Raw genomic sequence first — 17,133 nt, 5'->3', positions numbered from 1 at the left:
TTATTTGACAAACTAAAAAAACGTCGTCAAAGTGAGGTGGTATTCGTTAACACCGAGGAAATCATGCGCTTCATTGTGGGAACCGGACCCGGAGGTCAGGGCGTTTATCTGGTCGAAGGTCAAAAGGCTTGGAATTTGACGGCACTGAACCGCAAAGTTGGCCACGATCTGATGGGTTTGATTTCCGGCGCAGCGGATATTTCGGAACTGGTGGCCAAAAAAGACGAAGTTGCCAGTTTTGATCTGTCCGCGATTGCGCCGGAATTGCCTGTGGCCGCACCCGGCAAGATTATTTGCCTTGGGTTGAATTACGTCGATCATATCAAGGAAGGCGGTTACGACGTGCCGACCTATCCGGCGCTCTTCATGCGGTCGATGACGTCAATGATCCCCGCCGGGGCGCCCATGGTGCGTCCTTCTTGTTCCGAGCAGCTCGATTATGAAGCCGAACTAATGGTGATCATCGGCAAAGGCGGCCGGCATATCAGTGAAGACAGCGCGTTGGATCACGTCTTCGGTTACACGCTTTTCAACGACGGTTCGGTTCGCGAATATCAGCGCAAAACCCATCAATGGACGCCTGGTAAGAACTTTGACGGAACTGGTCCCGTGGGTCCAGTTGTTGTGACGCCTGACGAGCTGCCAAAGGGCGCTGAAGGCTTGAAGATCGAAAGCCGGGTCGGCAGCGAAATTTTGCAAAGCGCGACCACGTCCGACATGCTGTGGAGCGTGGCCCGTACGATCTCTACCATCTCTGAATATACGACCCTGGAGCCGGGTGATTACCTTGCCATGGGGACACCCCCTGGCGTGGGGCACGCGAAGACGCCTCAGCGCTGGTTGCGGCCGGGCGAAGTGGTTGAAGTCGAAATCGAAGGCATAGGTGTTTGTGCAAATCCGATTGTCGCTGAAGAAGACATGCGCGCGACGGAGGCCGCCGAATGACTATGGCAGCGTCGCAAGCACCGGTTGGAGAAGCTCTGGCAACCTTGCGTGCTGAGGCCCAGGATGTGGTCCGGTCCCTGCGCGAAAGGGTTGCGAAACTTGATGATGACGGCATTGATCTGATCCTGCGCCAGGCGCGTTCGCATTATGCCTGGCAGGACAAGCCAGTGTCCCGTGACACGCTTGAATTGCTTTACGAGATCACCGCTGCAGGTCCAACGAGCATGAACACCTGTCCGGCGCGGTTTTTCTTCATCGAGAGCCAGGCTGCAAAGGAGCGGCTGGCCAAGTCGCTCAAGGACAAGAACATCGACAAGATGATGTCGGCACCGGTGGCTGTGATCATTGCCCATGATCTGGACTTCTGGAAAGAGCTGCCATTCCTGTTTCCGCACGAGGACCGGCGGCCGCATTTTGAAGGCAAGCCTGAACATTCCGAGACGACCGCATTCCGGAACGGGACGTTGCAGGGCGCCTATTTCATGATCGCTGCACGGGCACTTGGTCTTGATGTGGGAGCCATGTCCGGCTTTTCAAACAAGATAGTCGATGAGGAGTTTTTTGCTGGCACGACGTTGAAATCGAACTTCTTGTGTAATCTTGGATATGCGGATGAGAGTGCGTTGTTCCAAAAACTGCCGCGGTTGCCGTTTGAGACCGCCTGCAAGTTCTTGTGAGGCCGCATGCCGAGCTTGAGAGAAAAAACAGTCGTCAAGCTTCGTGCCAAAGGGCTAGGCATCAGCAATTCACGGACAGACGTTTCCGTACGCGACTTGACCTTTCAGATCGATGAACCGGAGGCGCGGGGTGGCACAAACTTGGGACCAGCGCCAACAGAAGCTGCATTGGCCGCTCTGGCGGGTTGTACAAATGTAATCGGGCACAAGTGTGCCAGCAAACTGGGGGCCGACATCGGTCACCTGACAATCGAAATTACCTGCGAATTCGATCGCCGGGGCGTCACTCTTGAGGAGGAGATCGACGTTCCCTTTGTCGCGTTGCGGCAGGTGGTGACCAGCGATGGTTCGGTCTCGCAAGAGGAGCTCGACCGCGTCGGATCTGAAGTCGCCAAGTACTGTCCCCTGTCCAAACTGTTTGAACAGTCGGGGACCTCAATGGAGACAACTTGGGCCAAAGCCTGAGGTCTCTGATGTTTTGGGAGGAAATGTGATGATCGGAAAACTGACCAGACGGAGCGTAATCGCTCTTGCCGCGTTGAGCGCAACTGCAATGCCGTCTTTTGCGACCGAAACCATCAAGGCGGTTGTGATTGATGGATATCCGGCCCGTGCGATGTGGGTCAAGGAGTTCACAAACTTCTTCATTCCTGAAGTCGACAAACGCCTAGCTGAAAAAGGCAATTACAAGATCGACTGGCAAGAGAGCTATGGTGGGTCAATCGTCAAACCGAAAGGCGTTCTTGAGGGCGTTAAGCTCGGCCTGGGCGACATCGGGATTGTCACCACGATCTTCCATTCATCCAAGTTGCCAAGCCAGGCTTTGTCCGCCGTGACACCGTTCATTGCGCCGGATGCCCGGGCTGTTGCCAAAGCGGTTGACGAGATCGCCAAGGAATACCCGACCATGCAGAAGGAGTTTGAGGCTCAAAACCAGGTCTATCTGGCAACGGGCGTGGTGCTCGACACTTACCAGGTGTTTTCCAAGGAGCCGATCGACTCGCTATCTGACTTAAGCGGATCCAAGGTTGCCGGTGCAGGCATGAACTTGCGGTACCTGGAAGGTCTCGACAATGCCGCTGGTGTGCGCGGTGGTCTGACGGACTTCTACAATATGCTGCAAACCGGACTGGTCGACAACGCGATGCTGTGGCCGGAAGCTGCCAAAACCTTCAAGATCGCTGAAGTGGCACCGTATATGCTCAAAGCGGATCTCGGCGCGGTGAATTCCAAAACAATCACCGTGAATAAGGACTACTGGGACAAACTCCCGGATGAAGTCAAAGAAGTGCTACAGGACGTGGCTGTTGCTTATCGCGATCACGTGGCCGGTGTAGCCATGGACCGCGCTGAAGCAAGCCGTGCCGCTTATGTGGAATCCGGTGGTACGATCGTCGAGATGGACCCGGCTGAACGTGCACAATGGGCCGCAAACATGCCGAATATCGCAGTCGAATGGGCTGCAGATCTCGACACAAAAGGCGAGCCAGGCAGTGACATGTTGAAGTCCTATACGGCCAAACTTAAGGAAGCTGGTCATACCCCGGTCCGGGACTGGTCCGCGGAACTGACGCAGTAAGCCGCAGGCTTGAGTACAGGATTAGCTCTATGCTGCGTCTTCTGGACACCGGCCTCAAGGCCTTGGCAACAGCAGCCAACTGGGTAGCGATCGGCGCTAACGCAGTTGGCACCCTGATCGTCCTCGGTCTGGTTCTGGTGGTTAATTACGATGTGGTGGCGCGTGGCTTCTTCAACGCGCCATTTCGGGGTGCCGTGGAAGTCGTTCAGTTCTCGATGGTTCTGATCGTCTTCCTGCAGTTGCCTGATGTTGTTCGGATGAGCCGGCTCACGCGTTCCGATGGATTTCTGACGATCTTGGGAACAACCCGGCCAAAACTGGCTGACACGATCCGCAGGGTTATCGACTTTGCATCGGCGGTGTTCATGGCTTTAGTTGCTTATGCGATTTGGCCTGAGTTCGTCGAAATGTACGAAACAAAAGACTTCTTCGGTGTCCCCGGTATCTTCACGGCCCCTTGGTGGCCGATCAAGCTGGCCATCTATCTTAGTGCGTTCCTCTGTGCCGTGCTGTTTGTTTTGAGGGTTCTCAAACGTGATCAGGGCTTTGGCCAGACACGTTTGCCGGACGAGGCAAAGGACAAGACGTGACCCCTTTTGAAATCGGTACCCTGTCCGTCGTCGCGATCGTCGTTCTCGTCTATCTCGGCGTCTATATCCCGATCGCGCTCGGTCTGGTGTCTTTTGTTTCCATCATCTTGATGCGGGACAACTTCGATCTCGCGATCAACCTTTTGAAAATTGCCATTGGCGACAGTGTGATGGAATACACTTTCGCCACCGTGCCACTCTTCACATTCATGGGTTTGATCGTCTCCAAGGCAGGGCTTGGGGCCGATATTTATCAGGTCATGAATTCCGGATTCCGGAGGGTCAAGGGCGGGATCGGCATGGCGACCGTCGGTGCCAATGCGGTCTTTGCTGCGGTGACTGGATCATCCATTGCCTCTGCTTCGGTCTTTTCCAAGGTCTCCGTGCCGCAAATGCTCGCCTTCAACTACAACCCGCGTTTCGCAGTAGGGGTGGTGGCAGGGTCGTCGGTCCTTGGGATGATCATTCCGCCATCGGCAATGTTGATCATCTATTCCTTCGTCGCGGAGCAAAGCGTCGGCGATATGTTCCTTGCCGGTGTTGTTCCGGGCTTAATGTTGGCAGCCGCTTACGTTGTTGCGATCTTCTTGATGGGACGTTTCACGCCAAAGTATGTCGGTGGTCGTACGTCGGATGAAACAGAGTGGATGAGCCCTCTGGAAATTGCGGACAAAACCATTCCAACGCTCTTGTTGATCGTTGCGGTTCTCGGCGGGATATACACTGGATGGCTAACTCCGGTTGAAGCAGGTGCGGCAGGATCTCTTCTTGGATTGCTGATCGCTGCGTTCCGTAAAAAGCTGACATTGCAGTCGCTGTGGCAAGCGCTTTTGGAAACCGGTCACATCACGGCGTCTATTCTGTTCTTGATCACTGCCGCATCGATCTACAGTCGGATGCTCGGTCTCGCAGGCTTGCCGAATGAGCTCGGAGATCTCCTTACGGAAACGCAAATGACCTTCTTCTGGGTCATGGTGATCTATGTGCTGATGATGATTTTCCTTGGCACCATTCTCGATACCGCATCGATCATTCTCATCGTGGTGCCCTTGTTCCTGCCGCTGGTCGAACCGATGGGTATGTCCCTTGTCTGGTTCGGCATTGTGACAGTGGTCGGCGCGGAAATCGGGCTTCTAACTCCGCCACTCGGAATTTCGTGTTTTGTGATCAAGGCAACGCTCAACGACCCTAGGATTTCTTTGAAGGATGTGTTCATCGGCGCGTTTCCCTTCGCGCTTGTGATGCTGATCGTTCTAATCGCTCTGATCCGCTGGCCGTCCTTGAGCCTGGCCATCTTAAACTAAGGGGAGCTCCATGCGCAGCGTCACCAAAGACAACATAACTGACGTCTTCATGAACTATTTCGGGCCGGATACGGATCCGCGCCTCAGAGAGATATTGCAGAGCCTTGTCACCCATCTGCATAACTTTGCCCGGGAGACGAACCTCACCCATGCCGAATGGCGCAAGGGCATCGAGTTCCTCGAGTGGGCCGGAGATATTTCAGACAAGGAACGGCACGAGTTTGTGCTTTTGTCCGATGTTCTTGGCCTCTCCTCGCTGGTTGACATGCTGCACTCTCATCCTGAGGGCACGTCTTCCAGCGTGCTTGGGCCGTTCCATATTACGGGGTCTCCACCGCTTCCGATTGGCGGGGATCTGCGTGGTGATTTCAAGGAACAAGTCCTGCTCGCCCAAGGCATCGTGCGGGACATGGACGGAAATCCCATTGAGGGTGCCGAACTTGATATCTGGCAGACGGCACCGAATGGTCTGTACTCCAGTCAGGACCCGGATCAGGACACTTACTCCTTCCACGGGATCCAAACCACGGGCGCAGATGGCCGTTATGCGTTCACGTCTGTGAAGCCGGTGAGTTACACGGTTCCGAGCGATGGCCCGGTTGGCGATATCCTTCGGGCCAGCGGACGCCATCCGTGGCGCCCTTCACACCTTCATTACATTGTTACGGCTCCGGGGTTCCGACCGCTCGTTACAGAGATTTTTCCAGATGATGATCCGTATCTGGACGAGGACACCGTGTTCGGCGTGCGTGAAGATCTTGTGATGACCTATGTCGAGAAGCCAGCAGGGAGCTTCCCGACAGACGGCTTTGAACTCTCCGGTGAGGTGGACGGGCCCTATCTTCTGGCGGACTTCGACCTGGTTCTGGTCCGGGAATAAGTTCTGCAGCCAGACAATACGAAGGCGGGTCGTTTGGCCCGCCTTTTTTACACCTGACCCTCTCTTTGAGAGCTGATTTTGCTCTCTACTCGGCGGCTTCGGAGGTGAAGAGTCTTTCCAAAAAAGCACCAGTGCGCTGGTAGTGATCCAGCAAGAGATGGCATGCGGTTTCTGTGTCGCGGTCGACAGCTGCATTCATAATCGCCGTGTGTTCACTACCGATATCGCGAGTTGAGTAGTCCAATGCCTTGCCGGCCAGATAGCGGTAGCGGATATTGAGATCATAGAGCTGATTGCAGAATTTCAGGAGAACCTTCGAGGTGCAGGCTGCGAGAAGGTTCATATGGAACGTCTTGTGCAGGTCTTCGAACCGCTCAACATTGTTGCGAGGTTCGCGCATCATCCGGTGGTGGCTGATGACCAGGTTGTCTTCCCAGGCCTGATCGGCATGGGCAATGCTTTCCCGCAGCGCCATCTCTTCCAGATGGCACCGGAGTTTCAGGATTTCGGCAAAGTTTTCCCGGCCAACCTCCGCACTCCGAAAGCCACGTTGATCCAGTCTTTCGACTAGAAGGTCCGATACAAGCAAGGTCAGAGCCTCGCGGATCGGTGAACCGCCCATATCCAGCTTCTTGCGCAGGTTTTCGATTTTCAGTTTTTCGCCGGGCGGGATTTCTCCGGTCAGAATCATCTGCCGTATCGCGAGATAGGCGCGCTGGGTGGCAGACGGCTCTTGAGCCGGGTCGATATGAGGCTGAATATTCATGAGTGTGATAATATCGATTTTTTTGCAAAAATGCCAGTTATTTCTTGCTTAAACCTACGTGCTTATACGTAAATCATCAGTCAAATTCCCGAGAGTTCTGCCGCATAACGTGGTTCGGTGCCACAGTCGTATCTGGACGCCCGTCCAAACCGTTCTGTGAGCCGTACCGAACAAATCGGTGTTTGATTTAAGTGGCTGAAAGACAGTTATAAAATTCAAAGTATCACATTTTTTTCAAAAAATAGTTCTAAGTGTGATGCTTTAATGGTATACAACGCTGACCGATCGGTCGGCGAATGCCTGATTGATCGCGAAATGGGAGAGACAAATGCCAAATGCCTTCATCTGCGACGCCGTGCGCACGCCTATCGGCCGGTATGGCGGAGCCCTGTCTCCAGTACGTGCAGATGATCTGGCAGCGATTCCTCTCCAGGCCCTGAAGGAGCGCAACCCTAATGTCGATTGGGAGGCTGTTGCTGATGTGATCCTCGGCTGTGCCAATCAGGCTGGCGAAGACAACCGCAATGTTGCCCGTATGGCTGTGCTTTTGTCCGGGTTGCCGGTCTCCGTTCCTGGCACAACAGTGAACCGGCTTTGTGGATCCGGGATGGATGCCATCGGCATGGCCGCCCGCGCGATCCGGGCAGGAGATGCTGAGTTGATGCTTGCGGGCGGTGTTGAAAGCATGAGCCGGGCACCGTTTGTTGTCGGCAAAGCAACGACCGCGTTTTCGCGCAATGCCGAGATGTATGACACCACTATTGGCTGGCGGTTCAAGAACAAGAAACTGGAAAAGGCTTTCGGCACGCATTCAATGCCGGAGACGGCGGACAATGTGGCGGAGGACTACAAGATCTCCCGCGAGGACCAGGACAAGTTTGCAGCGGAAAGCCAGCGCCGATGGGCCGCAGCGCAGGAAGCTGAGGTTTTTAAGGATGAAATCGTTCCGGTTTCGATCCCACAACGCAAAGGCGATCCGATTGTCGTTGTTACGGATGAACATCCGCGACCGGGCACAGGTGTCGAGGCCTTGGCAAAACTGCGTGGCGTAAACGCGCCTGATTTGACAGTGACGGCTGGAAATGCGTCCGGGGTCAACGATGGATCCGCTGCAGCGCTGATCGCTTCGGAAGAAGCCGCAAGAGCGAATGGGCTGACGCCCAATGCCCGCATTGTTGCAATGGCGGCAGCCGGCGTTCCGCCGCGAGTTATGGGCATTGGGCCAGTGCCGGCGACGCGAAAGGTTCTGAGCCTCGCTGGGCTGACGCTTGAACAGATGGATGTAATCGAACTCAATGAGGCCTTTGCATCCCAGTCGCTTGCAGTTTTGCGAGAGCTCGGTTTGCCCGATGATGCACCCCACGTGAATGCCAACGGCGGGGCTATTGCCATTGGCCATCCACTTGGCATGAGTGGATCGCGGCTGGTCCTGCACGCCGCCAACCAGCTGCAGCGGACCGGTGGGCAGTATGCGCTTTGCACCATGTGTGTCGGTGTTGGTCAAGGGATCGCGCTCGTTCTGGAGCGGGTGTAGATTGGATTTGAAGGGCTCGGGACGGCGTTGGCAGCTTCGAAGAAAGCCGGTCGCTTTGAGGAAAGCCTGAACGGAACGCGCTGGACGTAAGTCCGGCACAGTTGGAGGAAATGGCATGTACGCACAGCTTGTAAAGTCTGACGCACTGAAGTCCCGCGAGGAAATGTCGCCCGAAGAGCAGGCTTTCCAAAAGCGGATCGATAACGGTGAAAAGATAGAGCCGAAGGACTGGATGCCGGAAGGCTACCGCAAGACCTTGATCCGTCAGATTGGTCAGCATGCGCATTCCGAAATCGTTGGCCAGCTGCCGGAAGGCAACTGGATTACCCGTGCACCGACCCTTGAGCGCAAGGCTATTCTCCTTGCAAAGGTTCAGGACGAAGCCGGGCATGGGCTTTATCTCTATTCGGCGGCCGAGACACTGGGCGTTAGTCGGGACGAGCTGTTTGAGGCTCTACATTCCGGCAAGATGAAGTACTCGTCGATCTTCAACTACCCAACACTGAACTGGGCCGATATGGGCGCGGTCGGCTGGTTGGTCGATGGCGCGGCGATCATGAACCAGGTGCCGCTGCAGCGGACATCCTTCGGGCCCTATTCCCGGGCGATGGTCCGGATCTGCAAGGAGGAAAGTTTCCACCAGCGTCAGGGCTATTCCATAATGATGAAGATGGCCTTCGGCACGCCGGAGCAGAAGGAAATGGCACAGGATGCCCTGAACCGGTTTTGGTACCCGTCGCTGATGATGTTTGGTCCCTCCGACAAGGATTCCGTCCACTCCGCCCAATCGATGGCCTGGAAGATCAAGATCAACACCAACGATGAATTGCGCCAGAAGTTCGTTAACGAGACCGTGCCGCAGGCCGAGTATCTCGGGCTGACCGTTCCGGACGAAACACTCGCCTGGAACGAGGAGAAGCAGGGTTACGACTTCGCCGAGCCGGATTGGAACGAGTTCTTTGAAGTGATCAAGGGCAATGGTCCGTGCAACCGAGAACGGCTGGAAGCCCGGGTCAAGGCCTGGGATGAAGGCGAGTGGTTCCGCGATGGCTTGAACGCTTATGCCGACAAGGCGGCAGACCGCCGTCAGGCGGCCTCCGTGGCCGCAGAGTAACCGACAAGACGATTGAGGGAGAGACAGTCATGAGCAAGAAAGAGTGGCCGCTCTGGGAAGTGTTTATCCGCGGTCAACATGGCCTGAACCACCGTCATGTCGGTAGCCTGCATGCACCGGATGCGGAGATGGCGATCAACCACGCCCGGGATGTCTACACCCGCCGCAAGGAAGGTGTTTCCATCTGGGTGGTGCCGTCCAAGGAGATCACAGCGTCCAGCCCATCCGAAAAAGGCCCGCTTTTTGATCCGGCTGAAAGCAAGACATACCGCCATCCGACCTTCTTCGATATTCCGGAAGAAGTGGGGAAAATGTGATGAGCGATCAAACCATAGCTTCCGGTGCAGCTCACGATCCGTTCGTTTCAGATGCTGCGCTGAAACCGGCCTTCTTTGAATGGCTCTGCCGCATGGGAGACAACGCTCTGGTTCTTGGTCACCGGACGTCCGAATGGTGCGGTCATGGCCCGGTTCTGGAAGAAGACATCGCTCTCGCGAACACCGCGCTCGATCTGATCGGCCACACGCAGATGTGGCTTGGTCTTGCAGGCGAGGTTGAAGGTGAGGGGCGCGACGCGGACAAGCTCGCCTATCTGCGCGATGCCTTCAAGTTCCGCAATGTCTTGCTCGTTGAGCTTCCGAAGGGGGACATGGCCGTCACGGTGATGCGGGAGTTCCTGTTCGACGCCCATCATCATCTTTTACTCTCCTGGCTTGCAGAAAACTCCAAGAGCCCGCGCGTTGCCGAAATTGCCGCAAAAACTTTGAAAGAAGTGAGCTATCACCTGGAGCGGGCATCTGATCTTGTTGTGCGCCTGGGCGACGGGACGCCGGAAAGCCATCGCAAAATGCAGGACGCCCTGGACCTCTTGTGGCCTTACACGGGCGAGATGTTTGAAGGTGATGCACTGGATGCGGCTGTAGCTGAAGCCGGTATTGCGCCGAAACCAGAGGATCTGAAAGCGGACTGGGAAACTTCCGTGCGTGAGATCCTGGATGAGGCGACGCTGAAAGCGCCCGAGACAGCTGGTTTCGTTCATAAGGGCGGCAAGCAGGGCCGGCATACTGAGCATCTTGGGTACATCCTTGCGGAGATGCAGTTCCTGCAACGCGCCTACCCGGGCGCGAGCTGGTAGGAAAGTCCGCCATGCCCGCACCTCAAACCACCTCGGCTGAGCAAGTCTGGGACTGGCTTGCCGAAGTCCCGGATCCGGAGATCCCCGTTGTCTCGGTCACCGAGCTCGGTATTGTCCGCGATGTTCGTTATGACGGCGATACTCTCGTGGTGGCGGTCACCCCGACTTATTCGGGATGTCCTGCAACGGCTGTCATCGATCTGATGATCGAGGACAAGCTGCGCGAAAAGGGCATGGAGAATGTGCGTCTGGAACGCCGCCTCTCACCGCCCTGGACAACTGACTGGGTGACGCCTGAAGCGCGTGAGAAACTGAAACAGTTTGGCATTGCGCCGCCGATCGACGGAACCGCTGCCGATGGCATGGGCGCGAAGGCGGCCCGCTTGTCCGGCCAGACAAATCTCGTGGTTCCCTGCCCAAGATGCGGCTCAGCTCACACCGAGCGGGTCAGCCAGTTCGGGTCGACACCGTGCAAGGCCGCCTGGCGCTGCAAGGACTGTCTGGAACCGTTCGATTATTTCAAGTGCATTTGACACCCAGGAGGAGGGTTTCGCCTATGGCACGATTTCACCCGCTACAAGTTACCGATATCCGCCGCGATACCCGCGATGCCGTTGTGGTCACGCTGAAGCCCGACGCCGCAGATCAAGACGCTTTTGACTTCATTCAGGGGCAGTACCTGACGTTTCGCCGCGACTTCGACGGTGAGGAGTTGCGCCGATCCTATTCGATCTGCGCGGGCAAGGATGACGGATGCCTGAAGGTCGGGATCAAACGGGTTGAGGGCGGAGCGTTTTCGACCTGGGCCAATGAAGAGCTGAAAGTTGGCGACCGCCTTGATGTCATGCCCCCAATGGGCCGGTTCTTTACCGAACTGGAGCCGGAGAAAGCTAAAAGCTATCTCGGCTTTGCCGGTGGGTCAGGCATCACACCGGTCCTCTCGATCATCAAGACGGTTCTGGCGCGCGAGCCAAAGAGCACATTTACGCTGATTTACGCCAATCGTCAGACCAGCTCAATCATGTTCCGCGAGGAACTGGAAGATCTAAAGAACACCTATCTTGGCCGTTTCTCGGTGATCCATATTCTGGAAACGGAAACCCAGGACATCGATCTCTTCACCGGCCGGATCGACTCGGAAAAGATGGACCTTCTGTTCCGTCTGTGGGTCGACGCCGAGGAGGTCGATACGGCTTTTATCTGCGGCCCGGAGCCGATGATGCTGACCATTGCGGACAGCCTGCGCAAACACGGCCTTGCCGACGAACAGATACGGTTCGAACTGTTTGCCTCTTCCCAGCCCGGCCGGGCAAAAGCGCGCGCCCTGTCGCAAGCAGCTGCGGCAGGTGCCGGGACATGCGAGGTCTCGGTCACTCTCGATGGCAGCACGCGGAATTTCCAGATGGAGAAAAACGGCAACTCAGTGCTTGAGGCGGCCATCGCGAATTCAATGGACGCGCCCTATTCTTGCAAGGCCGGGGTGTGCTCCACCTGCCGGGCAAAGGTCATTGAAGGCGAGGTGGAGATGGAAGTGAACCATGCGCTGGAGGACTATGAAGTCCGCGCAGGTTACGTGCTCTCCTGCCAATGCATCCCGGTCTCGGACAAGGTGGTGATCAGCTATGACGAATGAAGCCGTTCTGGACGAAGACACCATGCCCTTGGCCGATTACCTAGCCCGGGGCGGCAAGTTGACGTCGCCAAACAACGTCCCGCCGCGCTACCGCGCCGAACTCCTGCGTCTGATGTCGTCCTTCGTCGACAGTGAACTTGCCGGGTCTGCTGGTTTCGCCGACGCCATCAATTTGGCGCCGGGCTTGAAAGAGCGGATTGCGGCAAGCCGGATCACGCTGGAAAAGGTCGACCACGCCGAACAGGTTCTGGACCTGATGAGCGACTTTGGGACCGACAAGGCGCTCTATAACAAGGCGCACTCGTGGTCCGCCCGTCAGCCGCGGGATGCACAGGTGGATGCAAAACGCCAGGGCGGAGATATGCGCCTGTCGGTGTTTCATTACCCGCTGCAAGGCTGGACAGACGCTGTTGTCATGAACTTCCTGATGGGGCTGGCGACCGTCCACCAGCTCAAGGACCTCAGCCAAACCTCTTACCAGCCACTTGGAGAAGTGTTCCGCAAGATCTTGCCGCGGGAACAGCGTCACATGGAACTCGGCCTGGAGGGGCTTCAGGTTCTGGCTGCCGACGAGGCAACGCGCGATGAAGCGCTGTCGTCTGTTGCCTATTGGTTGCCCAAGGTTTCTGAAACATTTGGTCCGGCCAAGTCGGAGCGGTTTGACCGGCTTAAGCAGATGGGGCTGCGCCAGACAGATAACGAGACGCTTCGAGCCGCATGGCAAGCTGACGCAAACCAGCGGCTTATCGAAATGAAGCTCACCAGATAAAAAAACATAAAGGGAAATCCAGAATGGCCATGGGGACGACGGCGCGCCGTTTGCAAAGCTATGTGGAAGGCGCCTGGCGCCGCGGAGACGGCGAAGGCCAACCTCTGTTGAATGCTGCCACCGGAAACGTTCACGCGCTGATCGGGACCGAGGGACTCGATTTTAAGGCAGCGCTTGCGTGGGGGCGGGCCAAAGGTGGACCTGCGCTAAGAGCCATGACGATCCACGAACGGGCTTTGATGCTGAAGGCCGTCGGTTTGAAGCTGATGGAACTCAAGGAAGAGTTCTATCTGGAAAACTTTGCGACCGGTGCAACGCGCCGGGACGGCTGGATCGACATTGAAGGAGGCATCGGCACGATGCTGACCTTCGCCTCCAAGGCCCGCCGCGAACTGCCGAACACCAGGGTTCTAACAGAAGGACCGGTGGAAGTCCTGTCCCGTGATGGATCCTTTGTCGCCCAGCACATTCTCTTGCCTTTCATCGGCGTTGCCGTGCACATCAATGCCTACAACTTCCCGGTCTGGGGAATGTTGGAAAAGATCGCACCGTCCCTGATCGCCGGCATGCCGTGCATCGTCAAACCGGCCTCGCAAACCGCCTATCTGACAGAATTGGTGGTTCGGCGGATGCTGGAAACCGGCGTCTTGCCAGAAGGCGCGCTGCAGATCGTGACCGGGTCAGCCGGTGATCTTCTGGATCATGTCAATGAACAGGATGTGGTCACCTTCACCGGCTCCGCATCCACCGGCCAAAAGCTGAAATCTAGTCCCGCGATCCTGAAGCATTCTGTTCGCTTTACAATGGAAGCCGACAGTCTGAACGCGTCCATTCTGGGTGCGGATGCTGGTCCCGGGACGGACGAGTTCGATCTTTTTGTTCGCGAAGTCGCAAACGAGATGACTGTGAAGGCGGGCCAGAAGTGTACGGCCATTCGCCGGATCATCGTGCCAAAGATGCACGAGCAGGCAGCCGTCGAAGCCATTTCTGCTCGGCTTTCCAAGACGAAAGTCGGTTTGCCGGATGATGAGGCCGTACGTATGGGTGCAATCGTCTCCCTGAAGGACCGCGATGGCGTCAAGGCAAAGGTCGCCGAACTGGCGACGGAAGCGGAGATTGTGTCCGGGTCGCTGGACACGGTTGATCTGATTTCCGGAGAAGCAGATCGCGGTGCCTTTATGGCGCCTGTACTCATGCACTGCGCCAAGCCGCTCGACGCTGAGATCGTCCACTCCGTTGAGGCCTTCGGACCGGTTGCGACCGTGATGTCCTACGAAGACAATCAGGAAGCCGTTGAGCTGGCCCGCAAAGGCCGGGGCTCGCTTGCATCATCATTGTTTTCCAATGATAGGGCGCTGGTTCATGACGTGGTCACTGGTCTTGCGCCTTTCCACGGTCGCGTGTTGATCGGCAATCGCGGATCCGCGAAATCCTCTACAGGACACGGCTCACCATTGGCACCGCTTGTTCACGGTGGCCCGGGCCGGGCAGGTGGCGGCGAAGAAATGGGCGGCATGCGCGGTGTGAAGCACTTCATGCAGCGCTCTGCTATTCAGGGCACACCGGAAATGTTGTCCGCGGTGACCGGGCAATGGGTCGATGGAGCATCTGTGCGCACCGACGTCCATCCGTTCCGCAAATCGCTTGCCGAGCTCAAGATTGGCGATCAGATTGCCACAAAGGCACGCGAAGTAACGCTGGAAGACGTTGAACATTTCGCAGAGTTTACCGGTGACACCTTTTACGCGCATATGGACAGCGAAGCGGCCAAGGCAAATCCGTTCTTTGAGGATCGGGTCGCCCATGGGTATCTGATCGCGTCCTTCGCTGCAGGTCTGTTTGTGGATCCGGAGCCGGGTCCGGTTCTCGCCAACTATGGCGTCGACAATCTCCGGTTCCTGACGCCGGTCTACTTCGGCGACAGCCTGAAAGTCCGGCTTACATGCAAGGAAATCAATCCGCGCGAGAACGCCGACCACGGCGAGGTGCGCTGGGATTGCCAGGTGACCAACCAGAAGGACGAAGTCGTCGCGCAATACGACGTACTGACCATGGTCGCCAAGACCTGGCCGCAGGCGGCATAAAAACCATGTGGTGTTGCCGGTCAGCTGGTGAAGCGTGACCGGCAAGCCATTCAGCGGACGGCCTTGACGCCTTCCAGGATCAAGGTGGTGGCTACCTTGGCGTAGTCTTCGCGCGAAATCGGCCCACCTTCTTTGAACCACATGTAGACCCAGTTCATCATGCCGAAGAGCGACATTGTCACTGGCATCAGGAGGGGCCGGTCCGGTGTGTCGAGGTGCGGATGGATGTCTTTCAAGGCATTTGAAAAGTGCCGGACAATGCGCCGCTCTATTGCGACGATTTCACTCTTTTGTTCGTCCGACAACGCTGGGCCGGCATTGAGCTGCACCTTATGCTGATCGTCTGCTCCCCGGTAGGAATCAAGGACGGTCATCACGAGAGTTTGCAGCCGGTCTTCCGGTGGTAGGGTCGGATCGTCAGCTTCCTCCAGTGCCTTGTCGAGGATTGCCAAGTGAGAATGGATGATCTCGAAAATCAGCGCGTCTTTCGACGGGTAGTAGTGATAGAGCAGGGATTTTGAAACGCCGGCTTCCTGAGCGATCTGCGCCATGGAGGCCTTCTCCATGCCTTGTGTTGCGAAGACATTGGCTGCCGTCAGCAGAAGGCCATGCTGTTTTTCCTCAAAATCATTGGCGCGGGTTCTCGCCATGTGTTTGGAGCTCCATTTCTTGACACGGTGCCGCCATAGCAACTCAATGCCTTTTTTAAGTCAATGTAGAGCGAAGCCGACCAATGCCTGGCCGGCTTCAACTCATTGGGGATAGAAAAGCGACGACTGATTCAGTCCTTGGGCCGGTTGTCGATAACCCGCTTGGCTTTGCCTTCTGAGCGCTGCAGTTTATCCGGTTCGTGGATCTCGATTTTTGAAGAAATCCCGATTGTTGATTTGATGTGGTGTGCCAGCTCTTTGGCCGACGCTTCCCTTGCCTCGCTGCTGCTGGCATCCGGCATCGCTTCTCCATGAACGATCATCGCATCCATGCGGCCAGAACGGACGAGCTCGATATGGAAATGCGCCGCAAGACCTTCACATTTCAGGATCTGCTCCTCGATCTGGGTCGGGAAAACATTGACGCCGCGCAGGATGATCATGTCGTCGCTGCGACCGGTGATTTTTTCAATTCTGCGCATGGAGCGGGCAGTTCCTGGCAGGATGCGGGTCAGGTCGCGGGTCCGGTAGCGGACCATCGGCAGGCCTTCCTTGGTCAGTGTCGTGAAGACCAATTCACCCATCTCACCGTCTGGCAGGACCTCTTCCGTCACCGGATCGATGATTTCCGGATAGAAATGGTCTTCCCAAACATGGAGGCCGTCCTTGGTCTCAACACACTCTTGGGCAACGCCAGGGCCCATGATTTCCGAGAGGCCATAAATGTCGACGGCATGCATGTCGAAGGCCTGTTCGATTTCCTGTCGCATGGCATTTGTCCACGGCTCTGCGCCGAAAATGCCAACCTTCAGCGAGCTTTGACGGGCGTCGAGGCCACGGCGCCGGTATTCGTCCAAAATGGACAGCATGTAGGACGGCGTCACCATGATGACGTCCGGCTTGAAGTCTTCGATCAGAGTGACCTGACGCTCTGTCATGCCACCGGAAATCGGGACGACCGTGCAGCCAAGTTTTTCCGCACCATAGTGGGCGCCAAGCCCGCCGGTGAAGAGGCCATAACCATAGGCATTGTGCAGGATGTTGCCTTTGCGCCCCCCGGCTGCGCGGATGGAGCGGGCAATCAGATCTGACCAGTTGGAAATGTCATTGGCGGTGTATCCGACCACCGTGGGTTTGCCTGTGGTGCCGGAGGAACCATGGATCCGGACGAGGTCTTCACGCGGTGTCGCGAACATGCCGAACGGATAGGTGTCGCGCAGATCCTGTTTCACGGTGAAGGGAAATTTCGCCATGTCTGCCAGAGTTTTGAAATCACCCGGATGCGCGCCGTGTTCATCAAAGCGCATCTTGAAGAACGAAGAGTTGTCGTAGGCGTGGGACAGCGTCCAGGCGAGGCGCTTTTCCTGAAGGGCTGCAATCTCGTCACGGCTTGCAATTTCGATGGGGTCCAGAGTGGCGCGATCCGGTGTGAGATCGATCATGTGTTTCCTCCACAAGGTGCTGGTCAGGCCG

At 56.5% G+C, this 17,133-nt stretch carries 18 protein-coding genes; 15 read left to right on the top strand and 3 right to left on the bottom strand.

Annotated elements, in window-relative coordinates; all coding sequences use genetic code 11:
• The first annotated feature begins 63 nt into the window (after positions 1–63).
• From ACVDG4_RS15785 to ACVDG4_RS15755, 7 genes are read left to right on the top strand one after another with little or no spacing between them, the layout of a single operon-like run.
• Positions 64–945 (top strand): fumarylacetoacetate hydrolase family protein, encoded by an 882-nt coding sequence (locus ACVDG4_RS15785; RefSeq protein WP_447235780.1) that lies wholly within the window; start codon positions 64–66, stop codon positions 943–945.
• Entirely contained in the window at positions 942–1,622 is a 681-nt protein-coding gene (locus ACVDG4_RS15780; protein WP_286190067.1) for a malonic semialdehyde reductase, read from the top strand. Before ACVDG4_RS15785 ends, ACVDG4_RS15780 begins: the two co-directional genes overlap by 4 nt.
• Before the next feature lie 6 nt (positions 1,623–1,628).
• Complete coding sequence (locus tag ACVDG4_RS15775; protein WP_447235779.1) at positions 1,629–2,087, top strand: OsmC family protein; 459 nt, start codon at positions 1,629–1,631, stop codon at positions 2,085–2,087.
• A 28-nt stretch (positions 2,088–2,115) separates the two neighbouring features.
• Positions 2,116–3,201: a C4-dicarboxylate TRAP transporter substrate-binding protein gene (locus tag ACVDG4_RS15770; RefSeq protein WP_447235778.1), complete on the top strand. Its 1,086-nt coding sequence runs from the start codon at positions 2,116–2,118 to the stop codon at positions 3,199–3,201.
• A gap of 29 nt (positions 3,202–3,230) precedes the next feature.
• A complete protein-coding gene (locus ACVDG4_RS15765; protein ID WP_209174642.1) occupies positions 3,231–3,791 on the top strand; it encodes a TRAP transporter small permease in 561 nt (186 codons plus the stop codon).
• Entirely contained in the window at positions 3,788–5,095 is a 1,308-nt protein-coding gene (locus ACVDG4_RS15760; protein ID WP_133951788.1) for a TRAP transporter large permease, read from the top strand. The genes ACVDG4_RS15765 and ACVDG4_RS15760 overlap by 4 nt, the downstream gene beginning before the upstream one ends.
• Positions 5,096–5,105: 10 nt before the next feature.
• Entirely contained in the window at positions 5,106–5,975 is an 870-nt protein-coding gene (locus ACVDG4_RS15755; RefSeq protein WP_447235777.1) for a dioxygenase family protein, read from the top strand.
• A gap of 85 nt (positions 5,976–6,060) precedes the next feature.
• Here the strand turns inward: ACVDG4_RS15755 and ACVDG4_RS15750 are convergent, their stop codons facing one another.
• Positions 6,061–6,741: a GntR family transcriptional regulator gene (locus ACVDG4_RS15750; RefSeq protein WP_306147620.1), complete on the bottom strand. Its 681-nt coding sequence runs from the start codon at positions 6,739–6,741 to the stop codon at positions 6,061–6,063.
• Between the two features lie 328 nt (positions 6,742–7,069).
• Here ACVDG4_RS15750 and pcaF point away from each other — a divergent pair, with 328 nt between their 5' ends.
• The 8 genes from pcaF to paaZ all read left to right on the top strand — a co-directional run bounded on the left by pcaF (position 7,070) and on the right by paaZ (position 15,010).
• Positions 7,070–8,275 carry a 3-oxoadipyl-CoA thiolase gene (pcaF, locus tag ACVDG4_RS15745; RefSeq protein ID WP_447235776.1) on the top strand — a complete coding sequence of 402 codons (1,206 nt, stop codon included), beginning with the start codon at positions 7,070–7,072 and terminating at the stop codon, positions 8,273–8,275.
• A 115-nt stretch (positions 8,276–8,390) separates the two neighbouring features.
• Complete coding sequence (paaA, locus tag ACVDG4_RS15740; protein WP_447235775.1) at positions 8,391–9,389, top strand: 1,2-phenylacetyl-CoA epoxidase subunit PaaA; 999 nt, start codon at positions 8,391–8,393, stop codon at positions 9,387–9,389.
• Positions 9,390–9,418: 29 nt separating this feature from the next.
• Positions 9,419–9,706 carry a 1,2-phenylacetyl-CoA epoxidase subunit PaaB gene (paaB, locus tag ACVDG4_RS15735; RefSeq protein ID WP_040450973.1) on the top strand — a complete coding sequence of 96 codons (288 nt, stop codon included), beginning with the start codon at positions 9,419–9,421 and terminating at the stop codon, positions 9,704–9,706.
• Complete coding sequence (paaC, locus tag ACVDG4_RS15730; protein ID WP_447235774.1) at positions 9,706–10,524, top strand: 1,2-phenylacetyl-CoA epoxidase subunit PaaC; 819 nt, start codon at positions 9,706–9,708, stop codon at positions 10,522–10,524. Before paaB ends, paaC begins: the two co-directional genes overlap by 1 nt.
• Positions 10,525–10,535: 11 nt before the next feature.
• A complete protein-coding gene (gene paaD, locus ACVDG4_RS15725; RefSeq protein WP_447235773.1) occupies positions 10,536–11,057 on the top strand; it encodes a 1,2-phenylacetyl-CoA epoxidase subunit PaaD in 522 nt (173 codons plus the stop codon).
• Between the two features lie 23 nt (positions 11,058–11,080).
• Entirely contained in the window at positions 11,081–12,157 is a 1,077-nt protein-coding gene (gene paaE / locus ACVDG4_RS15720) for a 1,2-phenylacetyl-CoA epoxidase subunit PaaE (RefSeq protein WP_447235772.1), read from the top strand.
• Positions 12,147–12,926 carry a Phenylacetic acid catabolic protein gene (locus ACVDG4_RS15715; RefSeq protein WP_447235771.1) on the top strand — a complete coding sequence of 260 codons (780 nt, stop codon included), beginning with the start codon at positions 12,147–12,149 and terminating at the stop codon, positions 12,924–12,926. Before paaE ends, ACVDG4_RS15715 begins: the two co-directional genes overlap by 11 nt.
• Positions 12,927–12,955: 29 nt before the next feature.
• Positions 12,956–15,010 carry a phenylacetic acid degradation bifunctional protein PaaZ gene (gene paaZ / locus ACVDG4_RS15710; protein WP_447235914.1) on the top strand — a complete coding sequence of 685 codons (2,055 nt, stop codon included), beginning with the start codon at positions 12,956–12,958 and terminating at the stop codon, positions 15,008–15,010.
• 50 nt (positions 15,011–15,060) lie between these two features.
• Here the strand turns inward: paaZ and ACVDG4_RS15705 are convergent, their stop codons facing one another.
• Together ACVDG4_RS15705 and paaK are read right to left on the bottom strand one after the other, a co-directional pair.
• Positions 15,061–15,660, bottom strand: coding sequence for a TetR/AcrR family transcriptional regulator (locus ACVDG4_RS15705; RefSeq protein WP_133951805.1), 600 nt, complete (start codon positions 15,658–15,660; stop codon positions 15,061–15,063).
• Between the two features lie 131 nt (positions 15,661–15,791).
• Entirely contained in the window at positions 15,792–17,102 is a 1,311-nt protein-coding gene (paaK, locus tag ACVDG4_RS15700) for a phenylacetate--CoA ligase PaaK (protein ID WP_306147612.1), read from the bottom strand.
• Positions 17,103–17,133 lie beyond the last annotated feature (31 nt).

This window comes from Roseibium sp. MB-4, assembly GCF_053005265.1.
This window is presented reverse-complemented; position numbering and strand designations above follow the sequence as displayed.